We start from the raw sequence: 20,775 nt of genomic DNA, 5'->3' as shown, positions 1-20,775 counted from the left end.
TACACTCAGAGACTATTTTCGCTATGGTTAGGGTTAAGCGTTGCTGGTGGCACGGCCACAGCAATATAATGAGAATTGTTATCATTCTAAAAATGCTTGAGGAGTAAGAGATGGCTATAACTAAGCTGGTCCTGGTACGTCACGGCGAAAGCCAGTGGAACAACGAAAACCGCTTTACCGGCTGGTACGACGTTGATCTGTCTGAGAAAGGCGTAAGCGAAGCAAAAGCAGCAGGTAAACTGTTGAAGGAAGAAGGCTTCAGCTTTGATTTTGCTTACACCTCTGTGCTGAAACGTGCCATCCACACCCTGTGGAACGTACTGGACGAACTGGATCAGGCCTGGCTGCCGGTTGAGAAGTCCTGGAAGCTGAACGAACGTCACTACGGTGCGCTGCAGGGCCTGAACAAAGCGGAAACCGCTGAGAAATATGGCGACGAGCAGGTTAAACAGTGGCGTCGCGGCTTCGCAATCACCCCGCCAGAGCTGACCAAAGATGACGAGCGCTACCCGGGCCACGATCCGCGTTACGCGAAGCTGACCGACGCTGAGCTGCCAACCACCGAAAGCCTGGCGCTGACCATCGACCGCGTTGTGCCTTACTGGAACGAAACCATTCTGCCACGCCTGAAAAGCGGCGAGCGCGTGATCATCGCGGCTCACGGTAACTCCCTGCGTGCGCTGGTGAAATACCTGGACAACATGGGTGAAGACGAAATTCTCGAGCTGAACATCCCAACCGGCGTACCGCTGGTTTATGAGTTCGACGAAAACTTCAAGCCTATCAAACACTACTATCTGGGTAACGCAGAAGAGATCGCAGCGAAAGCAGCGGCCGTTGCGAACCAGGGTAAAGCGAAGTAATTTCGCCAGACATAAAAAAAGCGCGGAGCCTTCCGCGCTTTTTTATTTGTGCCTGATAATTCAGCCGCGACGCGCTTTTACCGCATTCGCCAGCTGACGCAGGATAGTATCGGTATCGTCCCAGCCAATGCAGGCATCGGTCACGCTTTTGCCATACACCAGGGGTTCGCTGCCTTCCAGATTCTGGTTACCTTCAACCAGATGGCTTTCTATCATCACCCCAATCACCGCTTTCTCACCGCCGGCAATCTGCTGGCAGACGTCTGCGCCCACTTCCATCTGCTTTTTAAACTGCTTGCTGGAGTTGGCGTGGCTGAAATCGATCATCACCTGCGGTGGCAGCCCGGCTTTTTCCAGCCCGACTTTAACTTCGGCCACATGTTTCGCGCTGTAGTTCGGCTCTTTGCCGCCGCGCAGAATAATATGGCAGTCACCGTTGCCGCTGGTGTTAACGATGGCAGAGTGACCCCATTTGGTCACGGACAGGAAGCAGTGCGGTGCACCCGCAGCATTGATAGCGTCAATGGCGACCTTGATGGTGCCGTCAGTGCCGTTTTTGAAACCCACCGGGCAAGAGAGGCCGGAAGCCAGCTCGCGGTGCACCTGAGATTCAGTAGTGCGCGCACCAATTGCGCCCCAGCTCATCAGATCTGCCAGGTATTGCGGCGTAATCATGTCCAGGAATTCACCGGCCGCAGGCAGGCCGCTGTCGTTGATCTCCAGAAGCAGCTTGCGCGCAATGCGCAGACCGTCGTTGATCTGGAAGCTATTATCCATATGCGGATCGTTAATCAGCCCTTTCCAGCCCACGGTGGTGCGCGGTTTTTCAAAATAGACGCGCATGACGATTTCCAGCTCGTCCTTCAGCTCTTCACGCAGGGTGAGCAGACGAGCAGCGTATTCTTTCGCGGCAGCAGGATCGTGAATCGAGCACGGGCCAATCACCACCAGAAGACGATCGTCATTACCTTTCAGGATCTTATGGATCGCTTTACGAGCATGAGAAACCGTGTTTGCGGCATTTTCAGTGGCGGGGAATTTCTCAAGGAGTGCTACAGGAGGTAATAACTCATTGATCTCTTTAATGCGTAAATCGTCGTTCTGATAATTCATCTTCGTTCCAGCTCTGCCATATCTTTAGTAATGAAAGCAATCCTTTCAATCTAACTTGTCGGTCATGAAGTGTAAACACGGTTTTACACTTCACGCAGATAATTCCTGGAATTCGCCTAAAAATCGCCACAAAATAGCGAAAAATGAGATCTAACCTAAGCTTTTTAACTGTAACAACCAATTTTACACGCTTAAACGCGATTCCCTACTGACGTAAGTCCGTTAGGCGGAATCTTTCGCCTCAAAAAAGATGCACTGTTGGAGAATGTTATCCAGCGTAACGACAAGAACAGGAGCACCATGATGAAAATGACAAAACTGGCAACCCTCTTCCTGACCGCCACTCTCACTCTGGCCAGCGGCAGCGTCCTGGCCGCGGAAACGGGCACATCAGACAGCAACGGTGACGCGAATGCGGCTGCGGCGGCAGGTCAGCCTGCGCCTGATGCAAAACAGAACATCGCCCCGAATAATGTCGACAACAACCAGATCAACACCGGCAATACCAATACTGGCGGCACCATGCTGCATCCAGACGGTAGCGGTTCCGGCACCATGAACCATGACAATATGAGTTCAGACGAGGTCCATAAGAACTCGATGTGTAAGGACGGCAAATGCCCGGACCCTAACGACAAAGTGGGTAACGACGCCAATACCAAAACTGATGGCACCACCCAGTAATTTGTATGAACCGTCAGAAAAAGGAGAGCCCAGGCTCTCCTTTCTTTTTGGAGTAACCTATTAAAAACGCTACACTAAAAACAATAACACTTCAGGAAAGCAGACATGGCGCACTCCCATTCCCACTCGTATGCCCCCGGCAACGACAACGCTAAACGACTGATGCTGGCCTTTGGCGTCACGGCAACGTTTATGATTATCGAGGTCATTGGCGGCCTGGTATCCGGCTCTCTGGCGCTTCTGGCCGATGCCGGACATATGCTGACCGATGCCGCCGCCCTGCTCTTCGCCCTGCTGGCCGTGCAGTTTGCGCGTCGTCCACCAAACGCGCGCCATACCTTCGGCTGGCTGAGGCTGACCACCCTGGCCGCGTTTGTTAACGCCATCGCGCTGGTGGTCATTACCGTGCTTATCGTCTGGGAGGCCGTACAGCGCTTCAGACACCCGCAGCCGATCGCCGGGGCGACAATGATGGTCATTGCCGTGGCAGGGCTGCTGGCGAATGTCCTGGCCTTCTGGATTTTGCACCGCGGCAGCGGGGAAAAGAACCTCAACGTGCGCGCGGCGGCGCTGCATGTGCTGGGGGATTTGCTCGGTTCAGTCGGGGCGATTGTCGCCGCGCTGGTGATCCTCTACACCGGCTGGACGCCTGTCGATCCGATTCTGTCCGTGCTGGTGTCGTGTCTGGTCTTGCGCAGCGCCTGGCGGCTGCTTAAGGAGAGCGTGAACGAACTGCTTGAAGGGGCGCCAGCATCCATGGACATCGACGAGTTGAAGCGCAACCTGCGCCGTACTGTCCCGGAAGTCCGTAATGTCCATCACGTGCACGTCTGGCTGGTGGGAGAGAAACCGGTCATGACGCTGCACGTCCAGGTGATCCCACCTCACGACCATGATGCGCTGCTCGATCGCATCCAGCACTTCCTTGAACATCACTACGACATCAGCCACTCCACCATCCAGATGGAGTATCAGCCCTGTAGCGGACCGGACTGCCACCTTAACGAGGCGCAGTCCGGTCATTCACATCATCATGACCACTAGCTGGACAGCGCGTGAGAGCCTCGCTCACGCGCGCTGTTAATCCACATCCGGCTGCCGTTCAGCGCGATGAAGGTCAGCAGCAGATATTCCAGCGACATGGCATAGACGCCCTGCAGGGCAAAGATCGCCACGCTGATCACGTTGATGATGACCCACAGCAGCCAGTTCTCAACGTATTTACGGGTCATCAGGATCATCGCCGCAATCGACAGCACCATCATGCAGGAATCCCAGAACGGGAAAGCATCCGGCTGGAGTTCTGGCATCGTCACGTTCAGGCCGATACCGGACATGACCGAAACGGCAACGCGGGTCAGGAACGCAAACACCGGGTTGATGTAGACGGTCATTAAGCCAATGGCCACCACGCAGGCGACGAACCAGGCGATGGCTTTCGGCAGGGGCAGCCAGCGGATCTGCAGCTCGGCCTCCTGCTGGCTGTTCTGACGCGACCAGGCATACCAGCCGTAAATATTGGCGGCAAAGAAGAACAGCTGCAAAAGCAGGCTGGCGTACAGCTGGATCTGGAAGAAGATAATCGCAAACAGCGTGACGTTAATCAGCCCGAACGCGTAGTTGCTGATCTTCTCAAGGCTTGCCAGCCAGATACACAATAAGCCCGCCAGCGTACCTACGGCCTCAATCCATGACAGGTCATAGCCACCTGCACCAATCGGTATGTGAACCAGAATGTTATGTGTGCTAAAAAAATCCATCTTTTCCCCGGGGCGAGTTGAATTAAGTACGTAGTGTAGCCGCAAAATCCAGCATGCGGTTAAGCGGAATTAACGCGCCTTCACGCAGGGCAGCATCCACATGGATTTCATGCGCCGCACCACCGGTTTCTAACCCTTCGGCAATCGCTTTCAGACCGTTCATCGCCATCCACGGACAATGCGCACAGCTGCGACACGTTGCGCCCTCGCCCGCCGTTGGCGCTTCAAGAAGCTCTTTCTCCGGTACGGCCTGCTGCATCTTATAGAAGATACCGCGATCGGTCGCCACGATGAGCTGCTGGTGAGGCAACGTCCTGGCCGCGTTGATAAGCTGACTGGTTGAGCCCACGGCATCCGCCATGTCGACAATTGACTGCGGAGACTCGGGGTGAACAAGAATGGCCGCGTCGGGATAAAGCGCCTTCATGCGCGCCAGCGCCTGAGTTTTGAATTCGTCGTGCACAATGCAGGCACCTTGCCAGCAGAGAACGTCAGCCCCCGTCTGCTTCTGGACATAATTTCCGAGATGACGGTCAGGCGCCCAGATAATTTTTTCGCCCAGGCTGTCCAGATGTTCAATTAGCTCAACGGCGATGCTCGACGTGACTACCCAGTCTGCCCGCGCTTTTACCGCCGCAGAGGTGTTGGCGTAAACCACCACGGTCCTGTCAGGGTGGGCGTCACAGAAGGCCGTGAATTCGTCAATCGGACAGCCGAGATCCAGCGAACACTCCGCGTTAAGCGTAGGCATCAGAATGGTTTTTTCCGGGCTCAGGATTTTTGCCGTTTCGCCCATAAAACGCACGCCGGCAACCAGCAGCGTGGAAGCGGGATGTCGTGCACCGAAGCGTGCCATCTCCAGTGAGTCAGAGATACAGCCCCCCGTCTCTTCCGCCAGCTGCTGTATTTCCGGGTCGGTATAGTAATGGGCCACCATTACCGCATCGCGCTCTTTAAGAAGACGTTTGATCTTCTCGCGGTAGAACTGCTTTTCATCCTGGCTCAGCGGGACAGGCTTAGGCGGAAACGGATAGATTGCGGCTTCAGGATCAAACATCACACTCATTATGGCTTCTCGTTTTACGGGCTTAACAATATTGCCTTTCATTTGCCTGACATAGCAAAACGCGTGGCAATTGTGTTTTGTATACTAAACAAGATAGCGAATCTGGCGTGAAAAGTCACCGGGAATAGATGGGCGGAGCATTTGTTGTACCGCAGATAGCAAAAAGGCGCCTTTAGGGCGCCTTTCTACACTGGTGGGTCGTGCAGGATTACTCGGCTTCGCCTCGCCCTTCGGGCCGTTGCTAAAGCAACGTTATCCTTCACGTTTCATATCAAAACAAAACATTAAAATTGGTGGGTCGTGCAGGATTCGAACCTGCGACCAATTGATTAAAAGTCAACTGCTCTACCAACTGAGCTAACGACCCCTTGCGGGATGTACTACAAATTTATTCAGGCTGGTGGGTCGTGCAGGATTCGAACCTGCGACCAATTGATTAAAAGTCAACTGCTCTACCAACTGAGCTAACGACCCATTCGGGTGTCGCCTGAATTATCACTCGGAACCAATAAAATTGGTGGGTCGTGCAGGATTCGAACCTGCGACCAATTGATTAAAAGTCAACTGCTCTACCAACTGAGCTAACGACCCGAGTGGTGGGTGATGACGGGCTCGAACCGCCGACCCCCTCCGTGTAAAGGAGATGCTCTACCAACTGAGCTAATCACCCACTCTGTACTGCCGGTATGCGTTAAGTGGTGGGTCGTGCAGGATGACTCGGCTTCGCCTCGCCCTACGTGCCGTTGCTGACGCAACGTTATCCTTCACGTTTTACTACTACTTCCACCTGACTTAGTGGTGGGTCGTGCAGGATTCGAACCTGCGACCAATTGATTAAAAGTCAACTGCTCTACCAACTGAGCTAACGACCCACTTTTACGCTGTTTTCACGTTGTTTGATATCCCGTGGCAACGGCGGCATATATTACTGATTTAAGAATTCAGCGCAACAAAAATTTCGATGAAGATCACTTAACTGCTTAGTAATCATGCTGCACGACCAGAAATAACGCGATTTCTGGTCATGCGATAATCATCCCATCGAATTCAGACGTTTTTGCGCCTGCTTAGCACCTTCGGTACCCGGGAATTTTGCGACCACCTGCTGATACACCGCTTTGGCTTTCGCCGTGTCGCCTTTGTCCTGCATGATCACGCCAACCTTATACATCGCATCTGGCGCTTTCGGCGATTTTGGGTAATTTTTCACCACGGAGGCAAAATAAAACGCCGCATCGTCCTTTTTACCCTTGTTGTAATTCAACTGACCGAGCCAGTAATTGGCATTTGGCTGATAAGTGGAATCAGGGTATTTCTTAACAAAGCTCTGAAACGCAGCAATCGCGTCATCCTGACGAGATTGATCCTGCACCAGGGCAATGGCCGCATTGTAGTCCGTATTCGCGTCACCGCTCTGTACAGGCGCACCTGTTGAAGCTGACGTATCAGCAGATGGCGTTGGCGTAGACGTCGCCGCACCGCTCTGATCGCCTGCGGCTGGCTGTGCTGCTGCACCACCACCGCTGCTCAGGCTATCGATCTGCAACAAGATTTGCTTCTGACGTTCCACAACCTGGTTAAGCTGATACTGGCTTTCCTGAATCTGACCCCGAAGAGAGTCAATATCATTCTGGTTATCGGAAAGTTGTTGCTGGAGTTGGGTTAAAAGCTGGCTGTGAGCGTTAGAAATACGCTCGAGTTGAGTGACCCGGTCTTCTACCGAGCCTGAGCCGACACTACTGATTGGTGCCTGAGCAAAAGCGGCCCAGGGGGCCGCTATTCCAACCAGTAACGACAGACTCAACAGATGATGTCTGAAGTTACTGCTCATGCAATTCTCTTAGTAAACCAGTACGGCACGACGGTTTTTGGAGTAAGCCGCTTCGTCGTGACCCAGTACTGCAGGTTTTTCTTTACCGTAAGAAACGATGGAGATCTGGTCAGCAGAAACGCCTTTACCCTGCAGGTACATTTTAACAGCGTTAGCACGACGTTCACCCAGGGAGATGTTGTACTCTGGAGTACCACGTTCGTCCGCGTGACCTTCTACGGTGACTTTGTAAGATGGGTTGCTACGCAGGAAGTTAGCGTGCGCATCCAGCATCGCAGCGAAGTCAGAACGGATGTCGTATTTATCCAGATCGAAGTAAACGATGTTGTTCTGCTGCAGCTGCTGCATCTGAAGACGCGCTTGCTCTTCAGAAGACATGTTGCCATTGCCGTTCGCGTCCATACCGGTGCCGGCACCCATCATGCCTTCGCCGCTCTGGTCATTGCTTGCGTTCTTGTTAGAAGAACACGCTGCGATTGCCATTACAGGCAGAGCGATCATCAGCCCCTTCAGCACTTTGTTCAGTTGCATTTCTATGATTCCTTTAGTAATCAATTAATTATTATTTACAGATACGGCGACCAGGCAGGTGATTTTACCTGTCCATCAGTTGCCGGAATACGCGCTTTGAAACGCCCATCTGTAGAAACCAGATTCAGCACAGATCCCATCCCCTGAGAAGAGCTGTAGATTACCATCGTGCCGTTAGGTGCCAGACTTGGCGTTTCATCCAGGAACGTTGACGACAGAACTTGAACGCCACCCGCTACCAGATCTTGTTTGGCAATGTGCTGCTGCCCACCGTTGGAGCTGACCATTACCATAAATTTACCGTCGCTGCTCACGTCTGAGTTCTGGTTCTGTGAACCTTCCCAGGTAATACGCTGCGGAGCACCGCCGTTGATGTTGACTTTGTAGATTTGTGGACGGCCAGCCTGGTCAGAGGTAAACGCCAGGTTTTGACTGTCAGGGAACCATGAAGGTTCGGTGTTGTTGCTGCGTCCGTCGGTCACCTGACGGATCTGGCCAGAGCCAATATCCATCACGTACAGGTTCAGGCTACCGGTTTTTGACAGCGCAAACGCCAGTTTAGACCCGTCCGGAGAGAAGGAAGGCGCACCGTTGTGACGCGGGAAAGACGCCACCTGACGAACCGCACCGTTAGCCAGCGTCTGGATTACCAGCGCTGAACGGCCGCTTTCGAAGGTTACATACGCCAGTTTAGAACCGTCCGGAGACCAGGCTGGAGACATCAGCGGCTGTGAAGAACGTTTCACCAGGAACTGGTTATAGCCGTCGTAGTCAGATACGCGCAGCTCATACGGGAACTGACCACCGTTAGTCTGCACCACGTACGCGATACGGGTACGGAACGCCCCTTTAATACCGGTCAGTTTTTCAAATACCGCATCGCTGGCAGCGTGTGCCGCATAGCGCAGGTACTGCTTAGTGACCTTGTAAGAGTTCTGTGCCAGAACGGTACCCGGCGCCCCACCGGTATCCACCAGCTGCCAGGCCACGTTGTAAGAGCCGTCCGGGTTAGGCGTAACCTGACCCACAACCACGGCATCAATACCCAGCGCAGACCATGCTGCAGGCTGTACTTCCTGCGCGCTACCCGGCTGCTGAGGCAGACGAGAACGATCTAACGGGTTGAATTTACCGCTGTTACGCAGGTCAGCCGCCACGATGCCACCGGCATCTTCAGGTGCAGCGCCAGGACCGGCCCACTGGAACGGAACAACACCGATTGGGCGTGCCGAGTCCACCCCCTGGGTGATCTCGATACGTACTTCTGCGTGCAGTACTGCTGCCCACAGCATTAAAAAACTAAATGCTACACGTAATGCCTGCTTCATCATATCTCCCTTATCCGGGTAACCTTACCCACGATAATTTAGCAGAATGTTAACAAACTCAAATAGACAAAACTACCCGAACCCTGTGACTAAACCTGGTCTATTTTTCCCCGTTTGCACGGGGAAAATGTAACTTAAGGTTTGAAGTCCAGCGGCGCATTTTTGAAGACTTCGTAGACTGCCTGCGAAGGCGGTTTAGGCATCTTCGCCTGACGTGCTGCAGCCAGAGCCGCAGTACATAAAGCCGGGTCGCCACCTTCAGACTTAATATCCAGCAGCATGCCGTCCGGAGCCAGTTTTATACGCAACGTACACGTTTTACCGGTATAGGAAGACGCATCATAGAATCGGCTTTCAATAGCGGATTTAATCTGCGCGGCATAACCGTTGATTTCAGCCCCTGTCGCACCGTTACTCTTAGTGTTACCACTTCCGGTCGGCGCTGCGTTGTTTCCTTTCGCCCCACCGCCCGTTTTCGGCGCATTCTTACCGGAGCTCAAATCGCCCAGCAGATCGTCAACCCCTGCGGCAGCAGCGGCTTTTTCAGCGGCGGCAGCCTTTTTAGCAGCCGCTTTTTCAGCTGCTGCTTTCTTATCGGCAGCGGCCTTCTCAGCTGCAGCTTTTTTGTCAGCAGCGGCTTTTTCCGCGGCAGCTGCTTTTTCTGCAGCCGCTTTCTCAGCAGCAGCCGCTTTCTTAGCAGCCTCGGCAGCAGCTTTCTTCTCTGCGTCCTGAGCGGCTTTCTTCGCGGCTTCTGCTTCAGCTTTCTTCTGAGCGTCAGCAGCGGCTTTTTTCGCGGCTTCCGCTTCTGCTTTCTTCTGTGCATCAGCAGCAGCTTTCTTCGCGGCTTCCGCTTCAGCTTTCTTCTGTGCATCGGCAGCGGCTTTCTTCGCGGCTTCCGCTTCAGCTTTCTTCTGAGCATCAGCAGCGGCTTTCTTCGCCGCTTCTGCCGCTAATTTTGCCTGGGCATCAGCCTGTGCTTTCGCGTCCGCTGCGGCTTTAGCTGCCGCCTCTTCCGCCTGCTTTTGCTGTTCCTGAGCTTTCTTCGCGGCCTCTTCGGCTTGTTTCTGCTGTTCCGCCTGCTCTTTCGCAGCTTCCTGCGCCTGCAAACGTTCTTTCTCAAGCTGCTTCAGACGTTCCTGCTCTGCGGCCTGCTTTTCACGCAGTTCTTCCGCCTGCTGTTGCGACTGTTTTTCACGCTGCTCTTCAGCCCGTTTGGCACTCGCCTTCTGCTGTTGTTCGCGATTATAGTTCTGTACTACCGCACCGGGATCCACCATCACGGCGTCAATGGAAGACCCTCCACCGCCGCCGGCTGATGCATCAATATGCTCGTCGAACGAACTCCAGATCAGCGCTGCAAAGAGAATAACGTGCAGCACTGCGGAGACGATTATCGCTCGCTTAAGCTTGTCGTTCTGTTCGGTTGCCTTTGACACTATCGGTTCCCAAAAACTACGCGGATAATCAAATAGGTTGGGTCATTAAGCCAACTGACTTAACACCCGCACTATGTAGCAAGTTCAGCGCTTTAATAATTTCATCGTAGGGTACGTCTTTCGCGCCACCGATTAAGAAGACCGTTTTCGGATTTGACTCCAGGCGACGCTGCGCTTCGGCAATAACCTGCTCAGGCGGCAGCTGATCCATACGATCTTTCTCGACCACGACGCTGTATTGCCCTACGCCGGAAACCTCAATGATAACCGGAGGATCGTCATTGGTGCTCACCGCCTGTGATTCTGTCGCATCCGGCAGATCCACTTCCACGCTCTGGGTAATGATTGGCGCTGTTGCCATGAAGATCAGCAGCAGGACCAACAGAACGTCCAGCAGTGGAACGATATTGATTTCGGACTTGAGCTCGCGACGACCTCGTCCACGCGATCTGGCCATGGTTTACCCCTTGTTGCTCTCGGTGCTGGTAAACGCCTGACGGTGCAGAATCGCAGTGAACTCTTCCATAAAGTTGTCGTAGTTCAGTTCCAGTTTGTTCACGCGCTGGTTCAGACGGTTGTAAGCCATAACCGCCGGAATTGCCGCAAACAGACCGATAGCGGTCGCAATCAGTGCTTCAGCGATACCCGGTGCAACCATCTGCAACGTCGCCTGCTTCACCGCGCCCAGCGCGATAAAGGCGTGCATGATCCCCCACACGGTACCAAACAGGCCGATATACGGGCTGATGGAACCGACAGTACCGAGGAATGGAATGTGCGTTTCGAGATTTTCCAGCTCGCGGTTCATAGAGATGCGCATCGCACGCGAGGCACCTTCCACCACCGCTTCCGGCGCATGATTGTTTGCACGATGCAGACGGGCAAACTCTTTGAAACCGCTATAAAAAATTTGCTCGGAGCCTGTAAGGTTTTCACGGCGCCCCTGGCTTTCCTGATACAGACGAGAAAGCTCAATACCCGACCAGAACTTATCTTCAAACGCTTCAGCTTCACGGCCAGCGGCATTGAGGATACGCGTTCTCTGGATGATGATGGCCCAGGATGCGATTGAAAAACCAATCAAAATCAACATGATAAGTTTAACCAGAAGGCTTGCCTTCAGGAACAAATCAAGGATATTCATGTCAGTCACTGCTTAAACTCCGCGACAATAGACTTAGGAAGCGCACGAGGCTTCATTATGGTTGGATCAACACAAACAATCAGTACTTCAGCTGAGTTCAGTACGGTGTTCTCTGCGTTGACTATCCGCTGCGTGAAAACCAGTGAGGTCCCGCGCATTGATGTAATTTCAGTTTGGACTTCGAGCATATCGTCGAGTCTGGCAGGCGCAAAATACTCAAGCGTCATCTTGCGAACCACGAAGGCAACTCGCTCAGCCAACAGTACCTGTTGACTAAAGTGATGATGGCGCAGCATCTCTGTGCGTGCCCGTTCATAAAAAGCAACGTAGCTGGCGTGGTAAACCACACCACCGGCATCGGTATCTTCGTAATAGACACGAACCGGCCATCGAAACAGCGTTGTATTCACTTTACATCCCGGTAATGCAACAAAAGTTAATGCTTTTAAACTTCGCTACTATACGCGCGGGAAAGAGGGTTGGGAATGGGGGAAAGTAAACGGAGAGTAAATTTTTATGGGCCAGGGTAAGCCCATAACGTTAACGGACATTTCTTATTCAGAAGAAGAAGAAAATCAAACCGGCGAGAAGCACCAGATCGGCAATCAGCGGGCAAAAAATTCCCTGCCAGTGAACGGCTTTCGGACGAAAGCCCACGCCGTGGATCACACCTGCACATACCGCCCACATAATGAGGAAGCCGTGCCAGATTTCAAGCTCGCTGGTTTTCGCTGCAAAGCGCGAAGGGTCCCAGAAGATACAACCTGCCAGCAGTAATGCCATCACTAAAGAAAGCGCCCGTAACGGGCGCTTGTCCATTACCGCGTAAAGTTTCGCGATAATATTCATCAGTGTTTTTCTTCACCCGCTTTGGTCGCTTCGACATGCTCAAGCGCCAGGGCAGTGATGACACCAAATGCACAGGCAAGAAGCGTCCCTAAAATCCATGCGAAATACCACATATTCAGCTCCTTACTTAATACATAGAGTGGGTGTTGCTTTCGATATGTTCTTTAGTGATGCGACCGAACATTTTCCAGTAACACCAGATGGTGTAAGCCAGAACAATCGGAACGAACACGCAAGCAACATACGTCATCAGGTTCAGCGTCATATGGCTGGACGTTGCATCCCACATGGTCAGGCTAGCATTCAGCATGGTGCTGGATGGCATGACGAATGGGAACATTGCGATACCCGATGTCAGGATGATGCACGCCAGGGTCAGCGATGAGAACACGAACGCCAGCGCGCCTTTCTCCAGACGAGACGTCAGCATGGTCAGCAGCGGCAGCAGCACGCCCAGAGCCGGGATCGCCCACAGCGCAGGAGTATTGTTGAAGTTCACCAGCCATGCCCCTGCCTGACGCGCCACTTCTTTTGTCAGCGGGTTAGACGGTGCAGTGTGGTTGATCGCAGACGTCACCACATAACCATCAATACCGTACACCACCCACACGCCTGCCAGCGCGAAGCAGACCAGCGTAACCAGCGCAGCAACCTGAGCCGTCGCGCGGGAACGCAGATGCAGTTCACCAACCGTACGCATCTGCAGATAGGTTGCGCCCTGAGTGATGATCATCGCCACGCTCACCACGCCGGCCAGCAGACCAAACGGATTCAGCAACTGGAAGAAGTTTCCGGTGTAGTAAAGACGCATATATTCGTCGAGGTGGAACGGTACGCCCTGCAGCAGGTTACCGAACGCCACGCCGATCACCAGCGGTGGAACGAAGCTACCGATGAAGATGCCCCAGTCCCACATGTTACGCCAGCGGGTGTCTTCAATCTTGGAACGGTAGTCGAAACCGACCGGACGGAAGAATAAAGAGGCCAGCACCAGAATCATCGCCACGTAGAAGCCGGAGAACGCAGCCGCGTAGACCATCGGCCAGGCAGCGAACAGCGCGCCGCCTGCGGTGATCAGCCACACCTGGTTACCGTCCCAGTGAGGGGCGATTGAGTTGATCATGATTCGACGCTCGGTGTCATTACGACCGAGGAAACGGGTGAGCATCCCCACCCCCATGTCGAAACCATCCGTGACGGCGAAACCGATCAGCAGAACGCCGACCAACAGCCACCAGATAAAACGCAATACTTCATAATCGATCATTTGATGACTCCTGTCTTAGCGTGCCGGCTGAGTAGTCGCAGTGGACTGCTCGTAGTGATAGCGACCGGTTTTCAGGCTGCTTGGGCCAAGGCGCGCGAACTTGAACATCAGGAACAGTTCAGCCACCAGGAACAGGGTGTACAGACCACAAATCAGCAGCATGGAGAAGATCAGGTCGCCTGCGGTCAGGGACGAGTTCGCTACCGCCGTTGGCAGCACCTCACCGATCGCCCATGGCTGACGGCCATACTCCGCTACAAACCAGCCGGATTCGATTGCGATCCACGGCAGTGGAATACCGTACAGCGCAGTGCGCAACAGCCATTTTTTCTCGCCGATGCGGTTGCGAATCACGGACCAGAAGGAGGCCGCAATGATCAGCAGCATGATGATGCCGCAGCCCACCATGATACGGAATGCGAAGTACAGAGGCGCAACGCGTGGAATCGAGTCTTTGGTTGCCATCTGGATCTGCGCTTCTGTCGCATCAGACACGTTCGGGGTATAACGCTTCAGCAGCAGACCGTAACCCAGATCTTTCTTCACGTTGTTGAACTGGTCGCGAACGGCCTGGTCGGTAGAACCGGCACGCAGCTGTTCCAGCAGCGAGTAGGCTTTCATACCGTTACGAATACGCTCTTCGTGCTGAACCATCAGCTCTTTCAGACCCGTCACCTGCTTATCAACAGAACGGGTGGCGATGATACCCAGCGCGTAAGGGATCTGAATAGCGAAGCGGTTTTCCTGTGCGTCCTGATCCGGAATACCGAACAGCGTAAAGGCAGCTGGTGCCGGCTGGGTTTCCCATTCGGCTTCGATGGCGGCCAGTTTGGTTTTCTGCACGTCACCCATTTCGTAACCAGATTCATCACCCAGAACGATAACAGAGAGGATTGCAGCCATACCGAAGCTTGCAGCGATAGCAAAGGAGCGCTTAGCAAACGCGAAGTCACGACCGCGCAGCATGTAGTAAGAACTGATGCCCAGTACAAACATCGCGCCGCACACGTAGCCAGAAGCCACGGTGTGAACGAATTTAACCTGCGCAACCGGGTTCAGGACCAGCTCAGCAAAGCTGACCATCTCCATACGCATGGTTTCGAAGTTGAAATCAGACGCGATAGGGTTCTGCATCCAGCCGTTCGCCACCAGGATCCACAGCGCAGACAGGTTCGAACCTAATGCCACCAGCCAGGTCACCGCCATATGCTGGACTTTACCCAGACGGTCCCAACCGAAGAAGAACAGACCTACAAAGGTGGATTCGAGGAAGAATGCCATCAGACCTTCAATGGCCAGCGGCGCACCGAAGATATCCCCTACATAGTGGGAATAGTAAGACCAGTTAGTCCCGAACTGGAACTCCATAGTCAGACCGGTTGCCACGCCCAGTGCGAAGTTGATACCAAACAACTTGCCCCAGAACTTGGTCATATCTTTATAAATCTGTTTGCCGGAGAGAACGTATACCGTTTCCATAATGGCCAGCAGGAACGCCATACCCAGCGTCAGTGGCACAAACAGGAAGTGGTACATCGCGGTCAAGGCAAACTGTAAGCGCGACAGTTCGACTATATCTAACATCATGACTCCTTGCTCATCGCATGAAGACTCCGAGAGTGAACCCCGTCAGAAAGAGATCCACACGCATGCCCCAATACAAATTATTCGCATCCTTGTCGTCGTTATTACCCTGAAGGAGGATAAAAACGATGACGTGAGGTTACAAATACGTTAATAAAAAACTCAAATTGATCCCGCAAATATAATACGCTGCAAAACCCTTACAATAAACAGGTTTTTATTGAATCACATTTACGTTTTTCGACGGCGATCAATTTATAGCAAAATTACCACTTTTCGGCCATTTTGATCGGGGACAATTTAGCGCTTTTCATCGCCTTTTTCCAAGGATTAAACATTGATTTAAATCAAAAACGATCAGCGATGTTAACCATGTTTAATCATGGTGAGAATGGTAAAAACCATGTTAATGATATGTGCATACAAAGATGAGATTGGTTATCGAGGACGGAAACAAATATAAACAGAAGTGATTTTAATTAACGCGAATGAAAGGAACATTTCAACGAGGAACAAACCATAAAGCGTAGGCGGGCCAGGTTATTTTTCCATTGTATTTATGCAACCCTTCAAAATTACATTTAATTTACTTTTAACACCTCATAAGTTAACACCGATGTGTGACTATTTAATGAAAAAAGGCTGCCCTGGATGCAGCCTTTTCTTATCACGGTACTCAAACGATAAGAATACTAAAGGTTCGTGACTGCCCCGGCCTGAATGCCCCGACCATCCCCTCTTCTTCACCGTGGTCCATCAGCCGTTCATTCATGTCCGTTTCGCAGCACCGCTTCACCGCCGGATTTACGGATAGCGTCGCGTCACATGCGCTGGACTGTGAAGGGTTGAACAGACGAAGAATCAGCTCATCACGGTCTTCCGCTTTTTTGAGCGCACTGAGTACGCATCCCGTTGGCGAAAGCGCTAACAGGCTATAACTTTCCGGCGTGGTCAACGACGCGCGATTCAGCTTCATTGCATCCCAGGGGATCTTGTTATAACACTGCACCGGCGTTAACCACGATTTAGCCTGCTGCGCGACACCCGCGTTTTCCGGCGTGCCGCTGAAGCTGAAGAGACTAAAGCGACAGGTTAATGGCCCACGCAACTGAGAGTCAGGAACAGGTATTTTGATCCCCGAAGGTCTACCAGGACGCAACAGCAAATCTTCTTTCCCGAGAAGGCCCACGCCGCGCAACAAGGTTAAAGCGAATGCTTTTTTGTCATCACCCACCACTTCAAACTCACGCAGCCCCTCGGTGAATAGCGCAAGCCCGTTTCGTTTTTCCTGCAGAACGGCATAGTTGAGTAAATTCCAGACGGGAACCGGCGCTTCTTTCCAGCTCTCCTCCTGCCAGTTTTGCATCGCTGCGTCCTGCACCGGGCGAGAGATCGTGCCAAACTGCGTATCCGCTAACACTTCCTCTGTCATAAACGGCGTTGGGATCAGCACGCGAACGCGGTGGTCGTTAGCCTGGTTATCCAGACGCACGGCCACATCAATGCGCCTGCTGTTATGGCTAAGCGTGACGTCAAACTCCACGTTGAGTAAGCCGTTTCGCTGGCGCGCCGCGCGTTCGGCCAGATTTGCCGGAACGGCGATTCGATGGCGGATAGCCGCCCTGCTCTGCCAGCCTTCGTGCGTGACCTCAACCTGATGTTCGCCCTGCGCTGAAGTGAGTCTCCACTCTTCCCGCGAAGGCGAGTAGTCGTACTCATCGCCATCATCCGAGCTCTCTTCGATTTCCAGCACGCGGTCATAAATAAGCCCGGTTTCTTTATCGCGCAGGCGCAGCGTGCCGTCGTCATTTAAGTCAATCTGCCAGAAGGCATTTTCAAGTAAGGATTCGGTGTTTTTCATCGCAGAAAGCATCTTCCCGGCCACGTTTGGTTCGATAAACAATGTGCGGTAGCCCATCGACGGCAGTATCTGGCTGAGCTGAATATCAAACTCCATAAACGGTTCGTAATTGCCGTAGTGAACAATCTGCCGGTCAATAAGGCCGGGGTCGAGCTCGCGCGCGCTGCGGATGAAATAAGGGATCTCATTGCCTTTTTCATCGCACAGTCGGAACTGGCTGGCGCGCAGCCGAATCGTGGTGTTCAATACCTCTTCACGCGGCCAGGGCATCAGGTTGAACATCACCAGCTTATCGGCGTCGCTTTGCGGCATGTTGTCAACAATCTTGCGCATGTAGAAACGCACCAGGTTGTCAGCCATATCCTCAGCCAGTTCAATGCGGGAAACAATCTCGCGATGCACCTTGTCGCTACAGCAGCAGCCGATGCTGTCGTGAGCGTGGTTTTTGAGGATCTCTTTCCACATCTTCTCCAGCAGGCCGTGGTGGTAGTCGAAGCCCAGCGTCCAGGCAAGCGCCGCCAGCGGCTCGAGGATATTGACGATTTTGTTCTCGATACGGGCATGGGCGATTTTAATGTCCATGCGCGTGGAGCCGATGGTCCGGTGAACGCGCATGTATTTCCCGTCGATAAACTCACCTTTTAGCGTCGCCAGCCCATCGCGGTGCGCGTCGATATAATCAAACACCTCTTCGAACCGACTCATCACAAATTGACGCTGGGGATAGATTTCACGAAGCTTATCCATCACCGCGAAAATATTCTGCTGCAGCGGCATCTGGTCGTGACCGTTGGGCAGCAAAATCTCTTTGGTGACGGAGGCGTTTTCCAGGACCTCGAAATAGCTGTCGAGCCGTTTTCGCAGCCCCGCTTCGTCCTCAGGTAAGTACTTACCAATCGCGTAGCCCAGCGGCAGTACCTGAGCAGTCACTTCACTGCCGTCCTGGCTCTGCCAGAGAAATTCGGTTTTATCGGTTCCGTGTCTTTCCGAGCAGCCGCGCCAGAACATCGTGCGGGTGATGCCAAATCCGTTATAGATATGCGGAAGCTGGCTGGACATGCCAAACGAATCCGGCAGATAGCCGATCTTCATCGGCTCGCCGAACGCCATACAGTCACGAATGCCGTACATCAGGTTGCGGACAATCGACTCGCCGCCGACAATCGTGGTATCGGTCTGGGTATACCAGGGGCCGATAATCAGCTTTCCGCGCTCCACAAGCGCTTTCACCCGCGAGCGATTTTCAGGCACGACGGCAAAATAATCCTCCAGCACCGCCGTCTGTCCATCGAGGACATAATATTTATACTCGTCATCCTGCTCCAGACGGGTCAGGATCTCTTCCATATTATTGACCAGAAGAATACGCGACTCTTCGGTGGTGAAGTACCACTCACGGTCCCAGTGCATATGCGGCGTGATATGAACGCGAGATACAGCTTTCATCTTCGTTTCCTGTTTGTGCGTTGTTACGGTATAGCGTCTTCAGTGACGTAGTTGCCCTTTTTCACCGCCTGGCGTCGCCAGAGCAGCAGAATGAAGGTGGAGATAGCGGTACCCACCAGCGCCGCGCCAAACCAGCCCGCCGCCGCAACTACACCGCTCAACCCGGCATCGTGAAGTAAAAAGAGAGAGAAAATACCGGCCCCCGGCGTAGACAACCCGATCCCCATCGCGCCGACAATTGCGCCTGTTACCATGGAGCCGAGCACGAATGAACCAATGACGCGAAGCGGATCTTCAATCGCCATCGGAATCGCCCCTTCGGTAATGCCCGCGAGGCCGAGCAGCCAGGTCGATTTACCGGTTTCAATTTCAAATGGTTTAAACAGTTTCGGTGCCAGCATCGTTGATGCCGTAACGGTGAAGGCCGACACCATTTTGACGGAGGCAAAGATGGCATAAGGACCATATACCCCGTTCGCCATTGCCCCCAGACAGAACGCGTAAGAGGCTTTGTTGACCGGGCCACCCAAATCGAATGAGCACATAAACCCGAGAATCGCCCCCAGAAGCAGTGCATTCGCGCCGGATAGCCCATTAAGCCAGGCGGTGAGCGTAGTATTAAGCCAGGCCACCGGCTCACCGATCACAAACAGCATCAGGCTGCCCGCGCCCAGCACGCCAATTACCGGATAGAGATAAAAAGTCAGAAAGCCGTTGTAGCGGCTACTGAGCCGGATGTGGTTTTTCACCCAGCGCATCAGATAGCCCGCGATCAGCCCGCCGACGATAGCGCCGAGAAAACCGGAGCCGATCATGTTGGCAGCCAGACCGGCCGCAAAGCCCGGCGTCAGCGCGGGTTTGTCCGCCAGCGAGTAGGCGGTGTAGGCCGAGAGAACAGGCACCATCAAAATGCCGAGCATGCCGCCGCCAAGCTTGCGATACATCCACAGCCACGAGTTTTCCTGGTCAAACAGGTGCTGCAGGCCCAGGATTTGCGCCAGCAGTACCGATACGGCCAGCACCGTACCGCCGGCGACAATCAGCGGTACCGCAAAAGAAATACCGCTGAGAAGCGCCTGCTTGAGTTCAGTTTTAATGCTCTTTTTCGTTTCGGTATCGGCCTGTGCATGGCGCGCATCGGTAGAAGGCTTCAGCGCCAGCGCTCGCTCAATAAGCGCTTCTGCATGGCGCAGAGGTTCCGCGACGGGCACGGAAATGGCGGGGATCCCCTGAAAGCGCTCGCTCTCTTTGATCGCTACTTCTGCGGCAAAAATACACGCATTCGCCTCCTGCAACTGCTGGGCAGTAATGCGCCCTTCAATGCCGTTCGCCCCCTGCTTTTCGACCACCACGTTGACGCCGAGCTTACGTCCCGCTTTTTCCAGGTACTCTGCGGCCATATAGGTATGCGCGATCCCGGCCGGACACGCGGTGACACACACGACGGTTGGTGCATTCACCAGCGTATCAGCCTCGTCTACCTTCGAGACACCGTTCAGCGCATCAAGCAGATCCTCAGCCGTCTCTGCAGCCATAACGCGTTCCCGGAGGACATCATCGGCCAGGCGAGACGTCAGCGCCGTCAGCACCTGGATATGCGTGGATCCCGCTTCAGCTGGCGGGATGGCAAGCAGGACGATCAGCTCTACCTGTTCAGGGCCGTCCACCCCCTCCCACTCCAGCGGTTCGCACAGCGTAGCAACTGCAAAAGCCGCTTCGTTCACCGCGCTCGATTTACCATGCGGGACAGCCAGTCCTTCACCCAGCGCGGTCGGCCCCAGTGATTCACGACGGTAGACCTCCGCCAGAAATGCATCGCCATCGGTAATTTTGCCCAGCGCCACCAGCCGCATCGTAAGCTGGCGAATGGCCTCATCACGGCTGGCATAGTGCGCCTGCACGCAGACAGCACTGGTGTGGGTCAGAGTCGTCAGGTTCATAAGATCCTCACACGTAAGTTGTTATTGTCTGGCGGCAATTGTGGCAGGCAATACAATACATTTATGTGATCA

Annotated in this window: 19 protein-coding genes and 5 tRNA genes; 3 read left to right on the top strand and 21 right to left on the bottom strand. The window is 53.5% G+C overall.

Going from position 1 to position 20,775, the window contains the following annotated elements:
• Positions 1-110: 110 nt before the first annotated feature.
• The gene (gpmA, locus tag V1587_RS08900) at positions 111-863 is read left to right on the top strand and encodes a 2,3-diphosphoglycerate-dependent phosphoglycerate mutase (protein ID WP_023310804.1); all 753 of its coding nucleotides are present in this window, start codon (positions 111-113) and stop codon (positions 861-863) included.
• A gap of 60 nt (positions 864-923) precedes the next feature.
• On the opposite strand, the gene aroG is transcribed toward gpmA, so the two are convergent.
• The gene (aroG, locus tag V1587_RS08895) at positions 924-1,976 is read right to left on the bottom strand and encodes a 3-deoxy-7-phosphoheptulonate synthase AroG (protein ID WP_024908788.1); all 1,053 of its coding nucleotides are present in this window, start codon (positions 1,974-1,976) and stop codon (positions 924-926) included.
• A gap of 303 nt (positions 1,977-2,279) precedes the next feature.
• Here aroG and V1587_RS08890 point away from each other — a divergent pair, with 303 nt between their 5' ends.
• Together V1587_RS08890 and zitB are read left to right on the top strand one after the other, a co-directional pair.
• Positions 2,280-2,660 (top strand): protein YbgS, encoded by a 381-nt coding sequence (locus V1587_RS08890; protein WP_371898949.1) that lies wholly within the window; start codon positions 2,280-2,282, stop codon positions 2,658-2,660.
• Between the two features lie 105 nt (positions 2,661-2,765).
• Positions 2,766-3,704, top strand: coding sequence for a CDF family zinc transporter ZitB (gene zitB, locus V1587_RS08885; RefSeq protein WP_371898876.1), 939 nt, complete (start codon positions 2,766-2,768; stop codon positions 3,702-3,704).
• On the opposite strand, the gene pnuC is transcribed toward zitB, so the two are convergent.
• The 20 genes from pnuC to mngA all read right to left on the bottom strand — a co-directional run bounded on the left by pnuC (position 3,701) and on the right by mngA (position 20,703).
• Positions 3,701-4,420 carry a nicotinamide riboside transporter PnuC gene (pnuC, locus tag V1587_RS08880; protein ID WP_024908791.1) on the bottom strand — a complete coding sequence of 240 codons (720 nt, stop codon included), beginning with the start codon at positions 4,418-4,420 and terminating at the stop codon, positions 3,701-3,703. The two genes, zitB and pnuC, sit on opposite strands and share 4 nt — an antisense overlap.
• A gap of 22 nt (positions 4,421-4,442) precedes the next feature.
• On the bottom strand, positions 4,443-5,486 hold the full coding sequence (gene nadA / locus V1587_RS08875) for a quinolinate synthase NadA (RefSeq protein WP_371898877.1): 1,044 nt from the start codon (positions 5,484-5,486) through the stop codon (positions 4,443-4,445).
• A 291-nt stretch (positions 5,487-5,777) separates the two neighbouring features.
• A tRNA-Lys gene (locus tag V1587_RS08870) sits at positions 5,778-5,853 on the bottom strand.
• A gap of 31 nt (positions 5,854-5,884) precedes the next feature.
• Positions 5,885-5,960: transfer RNA gene (locus V1587_RS08865), tRNA-Lys, on the bottom strand.
• A gap of 41 nt (positions 5,961-6,001) precedes the next feature.
• Positions 6,002-6,077: transfer RNA gene (locus tag V1587_RS08860), tRNA-Lys, on the bottom strand.
• 3 nt (positions 6,078-6,080) lie between these two features.
• Positions 6,081-6,156, bottom strand: a tRNA-Val gene (locus V1587_RS08855).
• Between the two features lie 126 nt (positions 6,157-6,282).
• A tRNA-Lys gene (locus V1587_RS08850) sits at positions 6,283-6,358 on the bottom strand.
• Between the two features lie 161 nt (positions 6,359-6,519).
• Positions 6,520-7,317 carry a cell division protein CpoB gene (gene cpoB, locus V1587_RS08845; protein WP_371898878.1) on the bottom strand — a complete coding sequence of 266 codons (798 nt, stop codon included), beginning with the start codon at positions 7,315-7,317 and terminating at the stop codon, positions 6,520-6,522.
• 9 nt (positions 7,318-7,326) lie between these two features.
• Entirely contained in the window at positions 7,327-7,848 is a 522-nt protein-coding gene (gene pal / locus V1587_RS08840; protein WP_003858578.1) for a peptidoglycan-associated lipoprotein Pal, read from the bottom strand.
• Positions 7,849-7,883: 35 nt separating this feature from the next.
• On the bottom strand, positions 7,884-9,176 hold the full coding sequence (gene tolB, locus V1587_RS08835; protein WP_008501103.1) for a Tol-Pal system beta propeller repeat protein TolB: 1,293 nt from the start codon (positions 9,174-9,176) through the stop codon (positions 7,884-7,886).
• Positions 9,177-9,310: 134 nt separating this feature from the next.
• Positions 9,311-10,612, bottom strand: a complete 1,302-nt coding sequence (gene tolA / locus V1587_RS08830) for a cell envelope integrity protein TolA (RefSeq protein ID WP_048990051.1) — start codon at positions 10,610-10,612, stop codon at positions 9,311-9,313.
• 28 nt (positions 10,613-10,640) lie between these two features.
• Positions 10,641-11,069 (bottom strand): colicin uptake protein TolR, encoded by a 429-nt coding sequence (gene tolR / locus V1587_RS08825; RefSeq protein ID WP_003858589.1) that lies wholly within the window; start codon positions 11,067-11,069, stop codon positions 10,641-10,643.
• Between the two features lie 3 nt (positions 11,070-11,072).
• Positions 11,073-11,765, bottom strand: a complete 693-nt coding sequence (gene tolQ / locus V1587_RS08820) for a Tol-Pal system protein TolQ (protein ID WP_008501101.1) — start codon at positions 11,763-11,765, stop codon at positions 11,073-11,075.
• Positions 11,762-12,166: a tol-pal system-associated acyl-CoA thioesterase gene (ybgC, locus tag V1587_RS08815; protein WP_003858593.1), complete on the bottom strand. Its 405-nt coding sequence runs from the start codon at positions 12,164-12,166 to the stop codon at positions 11,762-11,764. The genes tolQ and ybgC overlap by 4 nt, the downstream gene beginning before the upstream one ends.
• Before the next feature lie 148 nt (positions 12,167-12,314).
• Complete coding sequence (gene ybgE / locus V1587_RS08810; protein ID WP_008501100.1) at positions 12,315-12,605, bottom strand: cyd operon protein YbgE; 291 nt, start codon at positions 12,603-12,605, stop codon at positions 12,315-12,317.
• Positions 12,605-12,718 carry a cytochrome bd-I oxidase subunit CydX gene (gene cydX, locus V1587_RS08805; protein ID WP_003858598.1) on the bottom strand — a complete coding sequence of 38 codons (114 nt, stop codon included), beginning with the start codon at positions 12,716-12,718 and terminating at the stop codon, positions 12,605-12,607. Before cydX ends, ybgE begins: the two co-directional genes overlap by 1 nt.
• Before the next feature lie 14 nt (positions 12,719-12,732).
• Positions 12,733-13,872 (bottom strand): cytochrome d ubiquinol oxidase subunit II, encoded by a 1,140-nt coding sequence (gene cydB, locus V1587_RS08800; protein ID WP_371898879.1) that lies wholly within the window; start codon positions 13,870-13,872, stop codon positions 12,733-12,735.
• 15 nt (positions 13,873-13,887) lie between these two features.
• Positions 13,888-15,456: a cytochrome ubiquinol oxidase subunit I gene (cydA, locus tag V1587_RS08795; RefSeq protein ID WP_023310795.1), complete on the bottom strand. Its 1,569-nt coding sequence runs from the start codon at positions 15,454-15,456 to the stop codon at positions 13,888-13,890.
• 676 nt (positions 15,457-16,132) lie between these two features.
• Complete coding sequence (mngB, locus tag V1587_RS08790; protein WP_395314562.1) at positions 16,133-18,763, bottom strand: mannosylglycerate hydrolase; 2,631 nt, start codon at positions 18,761-18,763, stop codon at positions 16,133-16,135.
• Between the two features lie 23 nt (positions 18,764-18,786).
• Entirely contained in the window at positions 18,787-20,703 is a 1,917-nt protein-coding gene (gene mngA / locus V1587_RS08785; RefSeq protein WP_371898881.1) for a PTS 2-O-a-mannosyl-D-glycerate transporter subunit IIABC, read from the bottom strand.
• Positions 20,704-20,775 lie beyond the last annotated feature (72 nt).

The organism is Enterobacter sp. ECC-249 (assembly GCF_043965265.1).
Classification (GTDB): Bacteria; Pseudomonadota; Gammaproteobacteria; order Enterobacterales; family Enterobacteriaceae; genus Enterobacter; species Enterobacter quasiroggenkampii.
The sequence above is the reverse complement of the archived record's forward strand: the minus strand, read 5'-3'. Positions and strand labels throughout refer to the sequence as shown.